The organism is Streptomyces lunalinharesii, assembly GCF_039532155.1.
Taxonomy (GTDB): Bacteria; Actinomycetota; Actinomycetes; order Streptomycetales; family Streptomycetaceae; genus Streptomyces; species Streptomyces lunalinharesii.
The window spans coordinates 18,986-35,300 of the sequence record NZ_BAAARK010000024.1 but is presented as its reverse complement, the minus strand read 5'-3'; the positions used below and the strand labels follow the sequence as shown (position 1 = coordinate 35,300).

The 16,315-nt window shown below is 66.9% G+C and carries 14 protein-coding genes and 1 pseudogene; 10 read left to right on the top strand and 5 right to left on the bottom strand.

Features of this window, described 5'->3' with window-relative positions:
• Position 1: 1 nt before the first annotated feature.
• Complete coding sequence (locus ABD385_RS29215; protein WP_344581821.1) at positions 2-2,224, bottom strand: Mu transposase C-terminal domain-containing protein; 2,223 nt, start codon at positions 2,222-2,224, stop codon at positions 2-4.
• Positions 2,224-2,943, bottom strand: a complete 720-nt coding sequence (locus ABD385_RS29210; RefSeq protein WP_344581707.1) for a TnsA-like heteromeric transposase endonuclease subunit — start codon at positions 2,941-2,943, stop codon at positions 2,224-2,226. Before ABD385_RS29210 ends, ABD385_RS29215 begins: the two co-directional genes overlap by 1 nt.
• Positions 2,944-3,590: 647 nt before the next feature.
• Here ABD385_RS29210 and ABD385_RS29205 point away from each other — a divergent pair.
• The 3 genes and pseudogenes from ABD385_RS29205 to ABD385_RS29200 all read left to right on the top strand — a co-directional run bounded on the left by ABD385_RS29205 (position 3,591) and on the right by ABD385_RS29200 (position 6,584).
• Positions 3,591-4,223: a hypothetical protein gene (locus ABD385_RS29205; RefSeq protein WP_344581705.1), complete on the top strand. Its 633-nt coding sequence runs from the start codon at positions 3,591-3,593 to the stop codon at positions 4,221-4,223.
• Between the two features lie 3 nt (positions 4,224-4,226).
• Positions 4,227-4,604 (top strand): annotated as a pseudogene (locus tag ABD385_RS41395) (helix-turn-helix domain-containing protein); the annotation flags it as partial.
• A gap of 576 nt (positions 4,605-5,180) precedes the next feature.
• Positions 5,181-6,584 (top strand): hypothetical protein, encoded by a 1,404-nt coding sequence (locus tag ABD385_RS29200; protein ID WP_344581703.1) that lies wholly within the window; start codon positions 5,181-5,183, stop codon positions 6,582-6,584.
• Positions 6,585-6,652: 68 nt separating this feature from the next.
• Here the strand turns inward: ABD385_RS29200 and ABD385_RS29195 are convergent, their stop codons facing one another.
• Complete coding sequence (locus ABD385_RS29195; protein WP_344581820.1) at positions 6,653-7,678, bottom strand: TniQ family protein; 1,026 nt, start codon at positions 7,676-7,678, stop codon at positions 6,653-6,655.
• 126 nt (positions 7,679-7,804) lie between these two features.
• Here ABD385_RS29195 and tpg point away from each other — a divergent pair, with 126 nt between their 5' ends.
• The 5 genes from tpg to ABD385_RS29170 all read left to right on the top strand — a co-directional run bounded on the left by tpg (position 7,805) and on the right by ABD385_RS29170 (position 13,000).
• A complete protein-coding gene (gene tpg, locus ABD385_RS29190) occupies positions 7,805-8,374 on the top strand; it encodes a telomere-protecting terminal protein Tpg (protein WP_344581701.1) in 570 nt (189 codons plus the stop codon).
• A gap of 36 nt (positions 8,375-8,410) precedes the next feature.
• Positions 8,411-9,385 carry a hypothetical protein gene (locus tag ABD385_RS29185; protein ID WP_344581699.1) on the top strand — a complete coding sequence of 325 codons (975 nt, stop codon included), beginning with the start codon at positions 8,411-8,413 and terminating at the stop codon, positions 9,383-9,385.
• A 157-nt stretch (positions 9,386-9,542) separates the two neighbouring features.
• The gene (locus ABD385_RS29180; protein WP_344581697.1) at positions 9,543-10,139 is read left to right on the top strand and encodes a DNA-binding protein; all 597 of its coding nucleotides are present in this window, start codon (positions 9,543-9,545) and stop codon (positions 10,137-10,139) included.
• A gap of 26 nt (positions 10,140-10,165) precedes the next feature.
• A complete protein-coding gene (locus tag ABD385_RS29175) occupies positions 10,166-12,292 on the top strand; it encodes a hypothetical protein (RefSeq protein WP_344581696.1) in 2,127 nt (708 codons plus the stop codon).
• Positions 12,293-13,000, top strand: a complete 708-nt coding sequence (locus ABD385_RS29170; RefSeq protein ID WP_344581694.1) for a helix-turn-helix domain containing protein — start codon at positions 12,293-12,295, stop codon at positions 12,998-13,000.
• Positions 13,001-13,113: 113 nt separating this feature from the next.
• Here the strand turns inward: ABD385_RS29170 and ABD385_RS41390 are convergent, their stop codons facing one another.
• Positions 13,114-13,599 (bottom strand): ATP-binding protein, encoded by a 486-nt coding sequence (locus ABD385_RS41390; RefSeq protein WP_425585506.1) that lies wholly within the window; start codon positions 13,597-13,599, stop codon positions 13,114-13,116.
• A gap of 321 nt (positions 13,600-13,920) precedes the next feature.
• Between ABD385_RS41390 and ABD385_RS29165 the strand changes: the two genes are divergently transcribed.
• Entirely contained in the window at positions 13,921-14,160 is a 240-nt protein-coding gene (locus ABD385_RS29165; RefSeq protein WP_344581819.1) for a DUF397 domain-containing protein, read from the top strand.
• A gap of 93 nt (positions 14,161-14,253) precedes the next feature.
• The gene (locus ABD385_RS29160; protein WP_344581692.1) at positions 14,254-15,192 is read left to right on the top strand and encodes a helix-turn-helix domain-containing protein; all 939 of its coding nucleotides are present in this window, start codon (positions 14,254-14,256) and stop codon (positions 15,190-15,192) included.
• Between the two features lie 6 nt (positions 15,193-15,198).
• On the opposite strand, the gene ABD385_RS29155 is transcribed toward ABD385_RS29160, so the two are convergent.
• Positions 15,199-15,987, bottom strand: coding sequence for an SAM-dependent methyltransferase (locus ABD385_RS29155; RefSeq protein WP_344581818.1), 789 nt, complete (start codon positions 15,985-15,987; stop codon positions 15,199-15,201).
• Between the last annotated feature and the right edge of the window lie 328 nt (positions 15,988-16,315).

Below are 16,315 nucleotides of genomic sequence, written 5' to 3'. Positions count from 1 at the left end.
ATCAGATGCCCGCCTGCGGACCGCGGGCGCCATCGGGCTGCCCGTCGGCACCAGGCTGGGAGAGGCCCTCGGGCCGCGGGAAGCGGGCGGGAGGCAGACACAGCTGGCGCAGGTCGACATCCATGCTGGGCAGGCTGGTGATGTGCTGGTAGTCGGGTGCGGGGATATTCCGGTAGGGGTCCTCGATGGGCTGCGGGCCAACGACCATTCCGCGGTCGACGGGTGCTGGCTGCGGTGCGGCAGTGCGGGAAGGGCCGCGGCCCGCGCGCTCCAGGAGGGAACACACCACGCGGGCGATGGCGGCCTCGTCCCGGGTGCTGCCACCCTTGTTGAGGTGGGCGGCCGTGGCTTGGTCCCAGATGTGCTCGCTCCACTCGTCGCCGATCAGGCGCTGGTAGACGAAGTCGGCTTCCGCCCAGGTGCCGTTGCGGTGGTCTTCAAGCCACACCTTCTCCGGCTGGTAGGGGTGGTAGCGCACCGGCCACCGCTGTCCCTTGCCCGGCCAGCCCGAGCGAGCGTTGCGGTACGGGCTGATGGCGCGGCTGTCGTACGTGCGGTTGTCCAGGCGGATCCCCTTGTCCGTGACCGTTACCCAGGCAGTGGGCAGCAGCCGCAGCCGATCCTCGGCGCTGAGCCGGACGGGAACGTAGCCGCTGCTGGCGACGTGCGCGGCGAACATCTGGTTGGGGGTGCGCGGTGGCATCGACGGCAGGAACGGGTTGCGCAGTTCCTCATGAGGCCGCTGCTGCCATCCCACCGCGATCCACTGCTGCAGGAAGTCGTTGATCTGGTCCACTCGCCACAGCCGCTCGCCGGCGACGTCCTTCCCTCGATGCTGAAGGTCTTTGCCGGTGTAGCCGGGCAGGAACTGGCTGAAGAGGGTTTTGATCGAGCCGAAAGTTCGCTCGATGATCGCTTTGTGGGTGGGGGAGTTGTAGCAGGCAGGGCGCACGCAGATGCCCAGCTGAGCGCAGGCGTCCATGAAGGCCCGCCCAGCAAACACCTTGCCGTTGTCCATGACGATCATCTCCGGGATGATCACCGGCCGGGCAGCCGCGCCTTCCATGCGCTCATCGGCCTCCACGAGCTGGGCATACGGCAGATTGGACCCTTTCGCACCAGCCCTGGGCGACCAGTGAGGACGCATCGGCTGCGGCGTGCACATCTCTGCCAAGAGCAGCAGCGCGTCCACAGCCTTGGTAGCCCGCCCACCGCGGCGACGAGAATGGGAGCCGGCCTTGGTACCAATGGACTTGGGTCGGATGACCGCGGCGAGAATGCTCCGGCTGACCACGTCAATGGCCGCAGTCAGTTCCAAAGAGACGACCCGCCCGGTCTCATCCACTCCCAACACATCCAGCGGGGTCGTGTCGATCTGTACTTGCTCGCCAGGTGTGGTCGCCATCGCCAGGGTGAACGGTGGCTCAGGACGGTGGCTACCGGTGCCCTGGCGGCCAGTTTCCCTGCCACACAGGATTCCCAGCCGGTCCAGCAGCCGGTAGAACGTCGCTCGGGAAGGCATCAACTGTTCCCCCTTCTTCTTGAACTTCCTCACACACGCTCTCCTCAACAGCTCAAACAGCCGTGACCTGGTCCCCACGGACCGCTTCCTGTGCCGCTGGTGCACTTTCCACAGCAGCTTCACCACGCGCTCGTCGACGCGACCGTGCGTACTCGGGCCGCGCACCCGCCGCTTGTCGACCAGCCCCCACACGCCGTGCGCCAGCCAGGCCAGCCGCTTACGCTCCACCGTTGCCGCCGACACCCGATGGTGTGCCGCGCACAGCTCGGCAGCCTTGGTCTCGTAGCGCTGCCGCAACGTGGTGCGTTCCAGGTCGTAGCACGGGCGCGGCTCGGTGCTAGGCGTGGCAAACCCGGGCAGTCCCGTGTGCACTTCCAGCACATGGTCCAGCCAAAACTCCGCCATCTCCCGGGCCTTGTCCGACAGCCCCTCCAATACCGCCGCGCCGCCCAGGCTCTGGCGCACGGCCACCGCGGGAACGTCGGTGATGGTGTCGTCCGGCCGGGGCGTATCCAGCACAGCGAAGCCGAGTGAACGGGACAGCGAATCCAACAGCACGACGGCATCCTCACCATCGGCATCCTGGCTGAGCAGATGCACGCTGCCGCCCTGCAACGCCGTCACCAGATAGGTCTCACCGCGCCAGCGAACGGCGTTGCCCACCGTCACAACAACCGGCCGTGCTGGCGCTTGCCCCGCCATCAGCACGCCCCCGCAGGCGACCACACCAGAGAACGGGCAGGCACGAACGGACGACTCCAGTCGATGAGCAGCTCGCGCGTCCAGATCAGATGGTGTGCTCGGGCCACGGAGGACAGCTCGGGCAGACCACTGGCGCGCACTCCCGCCGTCAACGGTTGCGGTCGGGCGAATACCTGGCGCAGCACTCGCGCCGTGTCCGCATCCGCCAGCCGCACATGCCGCCACCGCGATAACCGCTGGAGGTTGCGGGCCACGACCGGATCTGCCATGCCCTCGTACACCCGCACTTGCCAACCAGCCTGTTGCCCAGCCGCCTCAAGCAGCTTCAGCGTCGCCACCCATCGTTGTGATGTGTCATCACCGGGCCGACATACCAGCAGCCGTGCCTGCCCGCTCGCCAGCCGGGCAAAGAAGTCCGGCACATAGCCCTCGCCGCCGTCCGACCAGCTCAGCCGCACCGGCCAGGAAGCGAACGTCACCACCTCAGGGTCGGCTTCCAGCGACAGGGCCGCCTCCAATGCGCCCAGAGTGCCGCACCCGGCATGTCGAGCCCGGCCGGTCAAATGCCACCAGGTAGCGATCGCACGCCGGCCCTGGTACCGCTCTGGCAGCCACACCGGCTCGTACTCCTCCAGCCGTTCCTGGCGTAATCCGCCAACCGGCCGCTCTAGCAACCGACCAGCAGGGGAGCGCAGTTGCGCCCACACCACGTCACCCACGACAACACCTCACGAAAACCTGGACATCGCCCATCTGATCGACGGGGGCGGTGTCGACCACACTGGCGGATCGACATGCAGGCGGAGAAGCCAATTCGGTCGAACGCGCTCGAACGAGGGAGTCGATCAATCGCAAAGACGCCCACGCGTCCCTCGAACGGGTGTATGTGAAGGCGGACTCTCTGCAGGTCATCGATGCAGAATCGTTCACCTGTGGGCATCGAAGCCTGTTCGGATCGGGCAGGCTGCGCAGCAGCGGATAGACACATGCTCGGTCCGCCGGCACGCATTAAGGGGGATAGCCGTGCACCACACGCACCGAACGTCGAAGCCCGCTATCGCGCTCGCTTCCAGCGGGCGCTTGACGAGACCTGTCTCAATGGCCTTGACGTTGATTCGCCTCTAGGCAAACCCCGACGGGCGGAGGAGTCCAGCCGAGGCAGCGTCATGGTGACCGCCTCAGCCAGACCGTGTGTCCCTGCATCCAGTCGTGACGACCAGGCACCGCTCATCGGCATCACGCTTCTGTTGCCGAGCCGACAACGGCTCATCGCGGCGACCTGTGCCAACTCCCCCTTTCCACCACGGTCCTCGCATTCCGTCCGTTGCCGACGCTCACCACAATTCCTCTGAAGGAGACCACCACTATGGCCGCCCAGACACTGAACACGGACTTCCCTCTCGCCGAAACGCCCTATCTGGTTGGGGTGTTGGGCCAGCTCGCCACCCTGATGCGCAGCATCGACCGCCCCGACAATGCCGAAGAACTGGAGGAGGCAGCGGCTGCGCTGCCTGTTCTGGAGCTGGTCTACGCGCGCCTTACCCACTTCCAAGAGCTGCGCCTCGACCCGCCCCGGCAGATGACCCGAGATCAGTGGAAGGAGCTGGAAGTCAGGGCCCGTGAGGCCCAACAGGGCGTCGACTGGTTGCACAGCCAACCGTCCCTGCCCAACGAAGACGATTTGCTCGTCCGCGGCGTGGTTACTGTGCTGCAGGCCGCCGGACAGGGGGAACAGCCCATCCGGCTGGTGCGAGAGGCGGGTGAGGTCCTGGGCGGCATCCAGTCAGACCGCGCCGCCATTGTGCTGGCTGAGGGCGACCCTCTCGACGAAGACAGCTGGGAGGGTGCGCCGGTAGAACAGGGTGCCCGCGTTGCTCGGGCTGCGCTGACCTTGCTTGCTCAGGCCAGCCGGATCAGCGGACTCGACGATGCCGATGAACAGGCACGTATCGGCCTTGTCGAGGAAGCCCGAGAGCTCACCTTGCAGGTAGCTGCATGAGGCATGTCACCTACTTCTCCACCGATGAAACCGAAGCAGAGACACGGACCCTGCCGCCTCTGCTCCCTAACCACCTGCTCCCTAACCACCAACAGTTGGTCGCGGTCCGGACGCGCAGGAGGGGCCCATCACAGCACAGCAACCAACAACTTTGGGGGAGCCAGGCACGTGGATGAGCTGTTCGGCCTCGATGAACTCGACGGCAACACACACCAGCGCGCCGATGGTCTGCCGGATCCTGCCGAACGGCGCAGACTGCGCCGGGAATCCAACCTCTCACTGCACCAAGTGGCTGATGCCTGCGCCGTGGGCGAGACCACAGTCCGTTCCTGGGAGGAGGGCCGCACCACGCCGCGAGGGAAGAACGCCGCCATCTACCGCAACCTCCTCAACGCGCTCAGCGGCCCGCTGACCGCTACGCCAGTGTCGGAGCCGCCCGCCGACGAGGCACCCGACTGGGCAGCCCTGGGCGCTCTTCGAAACGAACTGCCCACCCAAGCAGCGACCACGGCCCCGTGCTGGCGCTGCCAGCAGCCGACGGCACAACGCGTAGGAGGGCGTCCCCAGCACCTGGGAACTCGCTGCACCACGCGCACCCCACCCCAGCCCACACCCACCAGGTATCGGGCACCATCACCCCTCGCCGCACGCCCCGCCTCGCCGACAGCACCGGCATCGGCCCCGACGCCGCACCCACTATCTCCACCCCACAGCCCGCACCCGCCACCCCCTTCCTCTGACCGCCTGGCCTATCCGCCTCTTGGCAGCCGGAAGACCACCAGCGGCTCCCTCGCCGTGCTCGAAGCCGCGCCCCATGGGCTGACAGCACATCTCGCCGATGCGAGGACCCTCAGCTGCCCGGCCGGTGACCTTCCCTCGCTGCTGGCCTGGACACTGCGGCAGGGTTTCGGCGCAGCTCCCTTGCACCCCGAAGCCCTTGCCGCCGGACCGCTACTGGTGCTCACGTCCTCAGTCCTGGCTCACCTGGGCCTGCCCGCCACCACCCCCAGCGCCTCACAGCGACATCCCCGCAGCGACCACCCGCTACTGCGCCAAATCCGCGCCATCGGCTGGCAGACCGACCACAACGGCCTCGCCTCGTGGGTACGTCTGTACCCCAGCACCGGCGACCCAGCCTGCGACAGCATCCATCTCGCCATCACCGACTGGGGCGCCCTCCACCACGACGGCTGGAACCTGCCGACCGACCTCAGCGCCCACCAACTCGCCGCCCTACTAGGCCAGTACACCTCTCTATTGCGCACCCCACTGGGCAACCCGGGTACCTGTGGGCATCAGCTCATGAGCGATCTGCGTCCTGCCCCGCACCGCCACACCGCCACCCGCATCCTGGTGGCCCCAGGAGCCCGAGGAGCACTGACCCAGGTCGTCGATCCAGCACCCTGCGAGGCCCCAGAAGGCCACCAACTCGCCATTGCCCGCGCCCCACAGGACACGATCGCGGACACCGACATCCACTGGCATCGACCGCCCACCGCGGACGAAGCCGCCCGCCCATACGTGCTGTGCTTGGCCGTGAACCTGCTTCACCTGGCCGGCTGCAACGAAATCCGAGTCGCCAACGGCCCAGCTGTCCACGCCAATTACCCCACCTTCAACCCCAAAATCCCCGGCAGCTGGCTCATTGACCTCACTGCCGAGCCCCACCACCCGCTCCTGCCCCCGCCCTTCGCGGGCAGCGGACCGGCCTGGTACACCACCCCCGCCCTCGCCTACGCCGCCAACCGCTACGCACAGCCCAAACCCGTGGAAGGCTGGGTGCGCACCGCCCCCGCGGCCCCCTACCTCAATCCCTGGTACCAGCGCATCCGCCTGGCCCGCCTCGCTATCCTCGAACGCCTCGGCATCACCGAACACATGCCCACTCCCGACCTCTTGGCAGCCCTGAACGACCTGCCGCACGCCGACCCTGGCCAGCGGGCCCTCCTGCACGCCATCCACGCCACCGCCGAAGACGCCTTCACCGCACTGGCACAGCCACCCACCCAGCCCGACCAGGTGACCCTGACCGCCTGGCCCACCCCCGATACCCCCACCTGGCGCCCCGACCTACTGGCCGCTGTCTACGCCAACGCTCGCGCCAACCTGCGCCGCAAGCTGGGCCAGATCGCCCGCGACGGCTACTTTCCGCTCGCCGTCGCCGGCGATCACGTCCTGTATGCCACCCACACCCCGCACCTCAGCGAGATCACCGACCAGCCCAACAGCGGCTTCACCATCGGCATCGCGCCTGGCCACATCCGGCCCGTGGCGACGCACCCCATGCACTGGCTCAAGGACCGCGTAACAAAGGGCACCAACGCCGCACAGGTACTGAAGGACACCTGCCCGTCATGGTGACCTTCCCACGTCCCGCCACCACTATCTTTGCCCGCTTGGACGGCAGGGGACAGCAGCCACCGTGCCGCTCACTCCAGGCCGGTCACGGTCTGGCCCAGCCGCCACCCCAGACACGAAGCGTCCTCCAAGGCTCCTTGCTCGGGCAGCGTCCGGTGCGGCTGCATGGGCCCAAGCCGCTGCGAGAGATATCCGGGCGGCGGAGGTTGCTGCGTAAGCCGGACCGCCACCGGCGCGGTGATGCGGTGCAGCAGCATCCACTCCCGCAGCATCCGGTAGCCGCCCTGCTCCATCTCATCCGACATGCCCAGCCGCTCACCCACGAAGGCAATCCAGCCACGCGACACCCAGCCCGGAGCACCGTTAGCGAAGTCACGCCCCCAGCGCCGCTGCCGCTCGTACACAGCCATTGCCTCGGCGACGACGACAGCCTCCGGATAGACCACCAGCGGAACCGACCACAACTGCCGCTCCTCGCCCAACACCCTTTCACGCTGGGCCCATACGGCCTCCGCACCCATCTGACGACTCTGCCACCAGCACGCGCTCACTTGCACAGCATCGGCCAGCAGTGCCCGAGCGTAGGGCCCGACCCGCTGCCGCAACCGTCCCCATCGCCGGTGCGCTTTCACCACCGGCTCCAAGCCGGCCAGGCCTACCTGCGATGGGCCGCCCCCGGAGGCGTCGCGCAGCCAGCGGCCATGACGCACACACACCTGCCAGCGCTCTCCGCTGGCCAGCCACACCGGCGCCGCCACGTTGTCACGCCGTGCCAGACACAACGCACACGGCTCCAGCACCGTCCACTGCGGTGCCCACGCAGCGATCCGGACCAACGATCGCGTACTGCACCCCTGCGACTCCTTCAGCGTAGGCAACGCCCGACGCAGCTCCCGCGGCGTCCGCCAGGCCATGACAGCCAACCGATCCACGGCTTGCTCATGCAAGAACACCTCGCACACGGACGGATCCAGCTCCTGCACCTGCCTCCGGACCCCCACCTCACCCAGCACATCGCCCACCGACACGCCGTTGACCCGCGCCAGACGCCGGATGAACGAACCCGTCGACTCGCCCGACACCGGCTCTAACCCCACCGGCCTCGGCGCTGCGCCTTCCACCGCCCGATCCCACCCTTCCAACCCGCGAGCATCCGCGTCTCGTCTGGACAACGAGACGCCCCACAACTGGCAACGCGGCCGCTGAGCAGGAACCTCCGAACCATGCCACCGACGAACACCTCAGTCGCCTATGCACTCGACATCGCCGACCAGCGGCACTGGACCCGCCGGCCTCCCGACCGCCCCGATGCCCGCCTGCGCCACCTCCTACACACGCAAGCAGCCCATCTCCTAGCTCCCCGCCTGCTCGCCCACCCACAGGCCCTCACCCGCTGGGCCGACGGTGAAACCAACGACCTCACCGACACCCACGCCACACTCATCGAGCACGAGATCTACCGCACATGGCAGCCACAGGTACGCAGCCGAGCCCACCAGCAGATCCTCAAGCACGACGGCTGCGTCACCGTCCAACTCCATGCCCGCTTCAGCTTCACCACCAGCAGCGGTGAGTTCCATGATCCTCGACTGCGCCGCCTGACCGAGGACCTACCCCTCCTGCACGCCCGCCGCCTCTTCGACGCCCGCCACCACGACGCCGCCGAAGAGGACCTGCGCTGCATCCTCGCCGACGGCATCGGCGAGGCCTACTTCTTCCGCGTGTTGCCCCCAGACCAGCAGCAGGCCGCAGTGACCCTCACCGACCTGCACGCCATCCAATTCCACTACTAACCCACGCGACCAACGGCCCACCCCAGGAGCACATACATGTCCCTTCTCATCTATGCCTTCAAGGACGGCAACAGCCGCTGGCACGGCGACCCAGACATCCCCTTGATCGACCCTTGCGACGAACCTGGTCGAGGAACACTCACCTACCAGCCCGTCCCTGGCACACCCGAAATGACCAGCCCGTTCGCCGGACAGAACCTCACCGTCCTCTACGGCAGCGTCGACCTCGACGCAGGCCCAGTCACCTACCAACTCGATACCGGAGGACGCTTCCAGGCCTCCTGGCACGTACACACACTCCTCGCCGCACCCTGCGGAGCTGCCCCCCTACCCACAGTTGTCCCTGACGAGCCTCACCAGCCGGCCTGCCTGGAGACAGCGTTCGCGGAGAACGGCAGTCGCTACACACTGACCGGCACCCGTGCACACAACGGACAACTGACGCTAGAGCTCGTCATCAGCACCGACCGAGGCGAAATCCGAGCGGAACTGTCCGGCGACGTCAGCGACGACGACCTCCAGCCCTTGGCGCGCTTGCTGGATGCCGCCTCCCACACCCTGACCAGAAACAACACACCCCCTGCACCTTCCCCGCCCACCGGAGGCACCTGGACACCTCAGGAAAGTGCCCACCTGGCAGTCCGATTCCGCCAGGAACACGACTTCACCCTCCTCGCCACCGAATTCAGCCGCACCCGAAGCGCCATCTACGCAGAACTCAAACGCCAACGACTGATCTCCGCCCCCCAGCAGCAACGCACCACCCTCATGAGCAAAGCAGCCCGCACCACATCGCCAGTCCTGCAACAGCGCCGCCTCACCCACCGCAACTCCCACGCGCGTTGGAGCGAGGAGGATGACCAGAACCTGTCGCGACGCTGCGCCGAAGGAGCAACAAACGCTGAGCTCTGCGAAGAGTTTGGCCGCAGCAGCCAGGCCATCGAAGGCCGTCTGCTCAAGATCGGGGCCACGGGCCCCGCAGCGGACGAAGCGCGCCTGAACATCCTGTAATCCACACTCAACGCACCTCGCTCACCTGGGCGATGCTCTGGGCCCGCCCGGCACGCCCCAGAGAAGATCGCGTTCTTTGACGAGCCTTCAGCCACCACCTAAACTCGGTGCCAAATCAGATATCAGAGTTAGCATGTAAGTGCAGAGGATGGTGAAAATGCTGCTGACAACAGGGCAGGCTGCGGAAGAGCTCGGCTGTGCCATCACCACCTTCCGACGCCTTGTGCACGCCGAACTCCTCCCCGGTCTATCGCACCGCGGCGTACGCGTCATGGCTCCCATGGACGTTGTTCAAGCCGTCGGTGCGCGACCGAGAGCTCCGCTGGAGCAGCTGGATGCCCGAGAGGTCGCTGTACTGCGGGTGGATGCCGCTCAGCGAGTCCAGGAGCCGGACCGCGACTGGATCGGTTTCGCAGCCTCCCTCACCCCCGAAGACCTCCTCAAGGCGCTGCGTGGCTGGTGGCGGTGCGACGCAGCCAGCGTGGCGGCCGGGAGAGTACTGCCCGTCACGCTGGCTGGCTACGTCGTGGCCGTCCTGACCGGCCTGGACCACTGGGAGAAGAACAGGCAGGGCCGCCACGCATTCCCTGATGCCCGCCTGGCCGGCTACGTCACCGACCTCGCCACCCCAACCCTCAACATCACCTCCAGCGCTGACAATGACCGTCGTCTCGCCGAGCTGCTGCTGGGCACCCGGCTCGTTTCACACTCCGGCGGGGCGATCGCCTACGTCTCCACGAACACCACCAGCTGAACCTCACGGCCTGAACGAGGATCCCGATGGACAGCAAGACCTACACCGCCACGCTCGCCGAACTGCGCGCCCTGCGCGATGAGATCAAAAAGAAGCAGGCCGAGCTCGCCAAGCTCGAAGCACACCGCGCGCGCAGTATCTCCGCCCTGGCCGCCTATGAGAAGGCCAAGGCGGATCGCATCGCGCCGGCAGCCGGTCTGAGCCTGGCCGAAGTCGTCGCCATCGCCCCGATCCTCGCCCCCGAAACCCTCACCACCCCATCAACTCCCACCGCGCCACCTCCCGGCCCCGAACCCGCTCAGGAGGCCCCCGCTGCTCCTGAGCCGGCCCCAGCCGCCCCGGCGCCGAACATGACCGCCACAGCCACCAAGCCCCCCACATCAGCAACACCTACTGCCAAGCCCCCGTCACCACCTGCCTCACCCAACCCCGCTCCCCGCAACGCGACGCCTGAGACTCCGCGGGTGCTGCCGTCCCTGCCCGAGGGACCGACAGGCGACCGCTGGGTCGGACACACCGCCAACCTGGCCTCCACCCACCCGAACTTCACCCAGCAGGCCCGCTCCACCGCCTTCCTCGACACCACCACCGGCATGCTGGTCCACCGCGACCAGACCCACCACCTCGACCTCGGCAGCCGGTCGGCCGCCGACATCCTCACCGCCGTCTTCCACACCATCCCCGACGGCGTGGAACGCCTTTACGTCACCGCCGGCGACCCCTGGCACCGCGACGCCGACCGCTACCCCTTCCTACGCGATGCTGTCGCCGCCTGGCTGAACGCTCCCGCCCCCGGCTGGCGCACCGACACCGGCCGCGGCCGCGACCGAATGGCCGGCCACTTCGTCCACGCCCGCAATCCCGTCGCCCGCTACCAACGCGACGACGGCCAACAGCACGTCGAGATCCGCTCGGTGGGGGAGTGGTTCGACCCCGAAGGAGCCGACCCCACCGTCATCCGCGACGCCTTCGTCCTGCTATGGAAAGCCCTGCGCGCCCACTGGCCCGACGCCGTCATCATGGGCTCCCCCTCCCAGACCGGTCGCGACCTGTGGACCCGCACCATCCCCACCCGCGGCCAGTTCGCCGACGGCTACCCCGTCCTGTCCGAAGAACTCCGTAGCCTGCTGCACGCCACCGCAGGCCAAGGCCGCACCGAACTGATCACCCCACCCTCAGTACCCGAGCAACTGCCGGCCCTGGTCGAATACGACCGCACCTTCGCCTACGCCAAGCACACCTGGAAATCCCCCGTCGGCACCCCCCGCCGCATCACCGCCACCACCTTCGCCTCCTGGAGCCAGAAGGAACAGACCAAAGCCCTCTTCGGCTGCGGCCACTGGCAGATCCGCGTCACCGTCCCCAACACCTGGAACCACGTCGGCCTCCTGCCCGCCCCCGCCCCCGGCGAACGCGCCTGGCACTACCCGGCCACCCCCGGCACCACCTTCACCACCTGGGCCGGCGGACCCGAGGTCTACACCGCCCTCACCAACCCCCTCACCCCGTGGAAGATCGAAATCCTCGACGGCCTGCTGTGGCAGGACGGCAAACCCCTCGACGACTGGTCCAAGAAGCTCAAAGAAGCCTGGGCCACCCTCACCGCCCAAGCCTCCCTCCACGGCGACCCCACCCAACGCCAGGCCGCCCACCTCGCCTCCCGCGCCGTACGCGCCCTCCTCCTCTACGGCATCGGCTCCTTCGCCCAACGCCCCCGCACCGTCACCGGCACCACCCCCCGCGCCGCCGAACGCGACGTCCCCGCAGACGCCGAAATCATCGGCTTCGACGACGAGGCCATCACCTGGCAACGCGCCACCGGCTTCGCCCGCGACCCCAACGCCCACCCCGAATGGGCCGCCGGCATCTGGTCCGGCGCCCGCGCCGCCCTGCTGTCCATGCGCATGCGCGAGGACAACACCTACGTCGGCGCCCTCCACACCCCACCGGGCACCGTCGTCGCCTTCCGCACCGACGCCGTCTACCTCACCGAACCTCAAAACTGGCCCTACCACGGCCAACCCGGCGAATACCTCCACAAAGGCCACCTGCCCGGCCCTATCCCCGCACCCACCACCGAAGAGGAACTCCTCGCCCTCCGCGACGCCGGACGCACAGCCCTCCACTCCACCCCCAACAGGGGTGATGCCTAAATGCCACGCCAACGACGGGCCCCGAGCCGACAGTTGAACGAGGCGGCCCGCCTCACCGACCAGCTCCTGGCCGCTGGCTGCACCAAACGCGACGTCGCCCGCATCATCAACCGCGACCCCTCTCTGGTCTCCCAGTTCTACACACGCAACAAAGGCGCCGCCTTCGTCCCTGCCCTCCACCACACCCTGGGCGCCCTCCACGCCGGCATCACCGACGTCGATGAACTGGCCGCCCTCGCAGCTCCCCACATCACCCGCCGCACCACCGCCGCCGGCACCCGCGCTCGCGTACGTACCAAAGCAGTCCTCATCACCCCCACCGGCACCGGCACCGGCCGCGCCGGCGTCCAAGCCATCGCCTCCGGCTCCACCCGCCTACGCCCCCTCATCGCCGAAGCAGCCCGCCAACGCCTCCGCCTAGCCTTCACCATCCGCATGCCAAAGAGCGGCTACACCCACGCCTCGGGCAGCCGACTGGACTCACCCGGCGTACGCCGCGACGTCGTCCAACGCGCTGACCACACCGAAGAACGCTCCTACGGCTCCGCCACCACCGGCGGCTTCGACGCTGCCGAATTCGCTCACCGCGTCGACGCAGCAGGCGGCGACGTGACCGCAGCTGTCCAGCAATGGCTCCTGGAAACCGGCCGCATCCACCCCGGCGCCCACATCACCCACCTGGAAATCCGCACCTGGCGACCTCGCTGACAACACCTGTCGCGCATGGACTAGCGCTCGGCGGCCGACCGGTGATCCCGCCCTGGGGCCCCCTCCTGTGAAGAGGCCGGCGACGGTGTGGTCACCGCTTCAGGTTTCGCCCGTCAGCTCACGCTGCGCCCTGTGAACGAATCAGCAGTCTCGCCACCTTGCGGTCGCGACCGAGGAAGCCCGGCGCTTGCTCGTTCCGTTGGTAGACGTGCCCATACGGTCTTACCTTCGCGACCGACGGACGAACACCCCCAACTGCAGCTGAGGGCTTCGACGACGCACAACCCGCGACCACAAGGGTCAAGAGGATGCGCTGGGGAGCAGGTGGGCACGGCAGTGCTGGAATCCTTAACAGCGCACGTCACCGTGTTTGCTGCGTGCATGATGCCTAGCCATCCCACGTCGCTGGACGGTCGCTGCGGCATCCCATGGCGGAGGGCATTGGTGACCAGTTCGTTGACCACTGCCACGACTTCTTCGGCGCAGGCCGCCAACCCCCACACCTGCAACGTCGAACGCGTGTGTCGACGAATCTTGCGCAAGGTCGCCGGACACGCGGTGAAGCGGTACGCGGTGAAGCGAGGTACTCCAAGCCCCATTGCCAGCCCCCAGTCGGTCGGTGCGGGGGCCGCCACAGAGCGCAAAGCATGCTCGCTCACCGTCAACTTCGATCCTCTCGCCGACTCATGTGAACTATCCCTTGCGATGGCCTTGTTGAGGAGAGGAAACCTCAACAGAGCACTCATTTGGGGGAGTTCAAGCCCCAGCTCACAGGGCTACTATCTCCAACATCCCACTGCCCATGCAATTGCAGATGGGATTGCATGGGACGGCGGCCACCGCCCGGCCGCCGACACGGAGGCAGTCGCATGGCGGCCAGTAATAGCCCGGACGTTCGAATGGCACGGCAGAAAGAGGTCATGATGGAGCGCTTCGACAACGGCGTCCCCGCGAACTCGATCAGCGGCGCTCAATGGTTCAAGAGCAGTGAGAGCAGCGCAGTGGGCAACTGTGTGGAAGTGGCAGCACTACCCCAAGGCGACGTCGCGGTACGCAACTCGCGGTACCCCGACGGACCGGCACTCATCTACACACGCGATGAACTCAAGGCGTTCGTAGCCGGCGCCAAGTGCGGCGAGTTCGACCACGTCACCGTGTAAGACAACCGTAGGCCAAACCCTGCCACGGCGGGCATGTGAACATCACCCTGGGATACTGACGCGAGCGCAGCCAGTCCCGACACAGGAGTTCGCATGCCCGCCGACCCCACGGCCCAAGTGTCACCGTTGGCTCAGGGAACGCCCTCCTCGCATGACGAAGACGACGACAACCCCTTCGTCGCCGGCAAGGTACTCGGCGCGCACCTCCGCCATCTCAGGCGCAGCAAGGGACTGGGCCTCAAGGACGTGGCGCCACAAATCCGTGCCTCGGTTTCCAAGATCAGCAGGATGGAGAGGGGTGAAAGCCCGCCCAGGGAGAAGGACGTTCTCGACCTGGTCTGCTACTACGGAGTCACGGACCCAGATCAGCTGGGAGAGATCCTTGAACTCCTGCGGCAATCCAAGACCCAGACCTGGCTGCACCAATACAGCGACATCACCCCCGGGTGGCTCCGGCGGCTGATCGGCCTGGAGGATTCGGCCACCGAGATCCGCGCCTACGAAGTGAACCTCGTGCCCGGCCTCCTTCAAACCTCCGGCTACACACGTGCCATCATCAAGGCGGCAAGGCCGCACGACACTGAGGAAGAGATACAACGCCGCCTCGAGTTGCGGGCCATCCGGCAGCGAATCGTCGAGCGAGCCACCCCGCCGCGGCTGACGTTCTTGCTGGACCAGAGCATCCTCCTGCGTCCCATCGGAGGCCCAGAGGTCATCCGGCAGCAACTGCAACACCTGCGCCGTCTCGCTGACGAAGGTCGTGTCTCGATCCAAATCGTCACCTTCGACAAGGGCGCCAGCCTCGGCCCCGGCGCGCCCGTGACCCACATGAGCTTCCCCGCCCACGGCCCCTCAGAGCTGATCTACCTGGAACACATCAACAGTGCCCTCTACCTGAGCAAACGAGCAGACGTCGAGTCCTACCGCCACGTGCTCGACGAACTCATGTACGTCGCCGAGAGCAGAAAGAGCAGTAGGGCACTGCTGGACGAGGCAATTGAGCGGTTTTCTGACCAAAGCCGACCGAAGTGAATGGACTCACCGGACCATGCCAACTCCGCCATATTCCTGGCAGGCGTGCGAAGCCGGCACGCTCTCGCCCGGGCCGGGCCTCCAAGACGAAACTTCCACCAATCCAGGGGCAAGAACGTCCATGCCATCGAAGCAGGCAGCGACCTCGCAACGCCTGCGGACCCGGCCCCACGTGCCAACGCACCCACGCATGAACTCGGTGACCTGGGAACGTACTTGAGCATCCTCACTGGTGAGCTGGCAGACGACAACGAAGCTGCCAGGTGCAAGTCGCCGTGCAACTCGGCGGACCATGCCGACGGGGTCCGCCCGGTCAGGTAGACAGTGCAGGACGGAGACGAACAGCGCAGCGACCGGGCGCTCGAAGTCGATCAGACGTTGAACTTCGCAATGGCCGAAGATGGCCTCCGTGTCAGCCACATCGGCCTCGATGACGGCTGTCTCGTCGTTCTCCTCCAACAGCGCACGACCGTGCGCGAGGACCATCGGGTCGTTGTCGATGTAGACGACGCGCGCGTTTGAATCCACCTGCTGCACGATCTGGTGGACATTGACCTGCGCGGGCAGCCCTACCCCATGGTCGAGGAACTGCTTCACACCATGTTGTTCGGCAAGAAGTCGAACAACGCGCCACAGGAACCGCTTGTTGCTGCGAACCAGTTCGCCGTAGTTCGGCACGAGTTGGAGGAGGATCCTCGCCGCCTGCCGGTCCACTACATAGTTGTCCTTGCCACCCAGGAGCCAGTTGTACATCCGCGCAACGTGGGGTCGGGTGACATCAATGGCGTGAGAAATGCGGCCAGCTCCCTGATTTTCTCGCCCCCTTGCGTATCCGCTGGAGACGTGCCACTAGTGCAGCAGCCCATGGTAGAAGGCATGTCAGGGAACAGCCAGTACACGATGGGGGGATGAGACACCCCGGAGAGCAATCGCCTCCATCCTCGGAGCGAAATCGAGGCGGACACGTCCTCAGCCCACCGGAGTTGCTGTTCTCAGTCAGGGCAACGGCTCCGGCCGTCGACCGGGATGAGCCGCCACTGATGGTTCACCACAGCCGGGTTGGTATTCATGAAGCTGGGACAGCACAGGAGGGCCCGGGCTCGGTGATGATTCCAGGGAAGAA

What these genes read in the sequence shown, in the direction of transcription:
- ABD385_RS29205 (WP_344581705.1), top strand. Translation starts at nt 3,591, where the DNA reads ATGGCCGCCCAGACACTGAACACGGACTTCCCTCTCGCCGAAACGCCC.
- ABD385_RS29165 (WP_344581819.1), top strand. Translation starts at nt 13,921, where the DNA reads ATGATGGAGCGCTTCGACAACGGCGTCCCCGCGAACTCGATCAGCGGC.
- ABD385_RS29170 (WP_344581694.1), top strand. Translation starts at nt 12,293, where the DNA reads ATGCCACGCCAACGACGGGCCCCGAGCCGACAGTTGAACGAGGCGGCC.
- ABD385_RS29215 (WP_344581821.1), bottom strand. Translation starts at nt 2,224, where the DNA reads ATGGCGGGGCAAGCGCCAGCACGGCCGGTTGTTGTGACGGTGGGCAAC.
- tpg (WP_344581701.1), top strand. Translation starts at nt 7,805, where the DNA reads ATGCCACCGACGAACACCTCAGTCGCCTATGCACTCGACATCGCCGAC.
- ABD385_RS29180 (WP_344581697.1), top strand. Translation starts at nt 9,543, where the DNA reads ATGCTGCTGACAACAGGGCAGGCTGCGGAAGAGCTCGGCTGTGCCATC.
- ABD385_RS29175 (WP_344581696.1), top strand. Translation starts at nt 10,166, where the DNA reads ATGGACAGCAAGACCTACACCGCCACGCTCGCCGAACTGCGCGCCCTG.
- ABD385_RS41390 (WP_425585506.1), bottom strand. Translation starts at nt 13,599, where the DNA reads ATGGGGCTTGGAGTACCTCGCTTCACCGCGTACCGCTTCACCGCGTGT.
- ABD385_RS29160 (WP_344581692.1), top strand. Translation starts at nt 14,254, where the DNA reads ATGCCCGCCGACCCCACGGCCCAAGTGTCACCGTTGGCTCAGGGAACG.
- ABD385_RS29185 (WP_344581699.1), top strand. Translation starts at nt 8,411, where the DNA reads ATGTCCCTTCTCATCTATGCCTTCAAGGACGGCAACAGCCGCTGGCAC.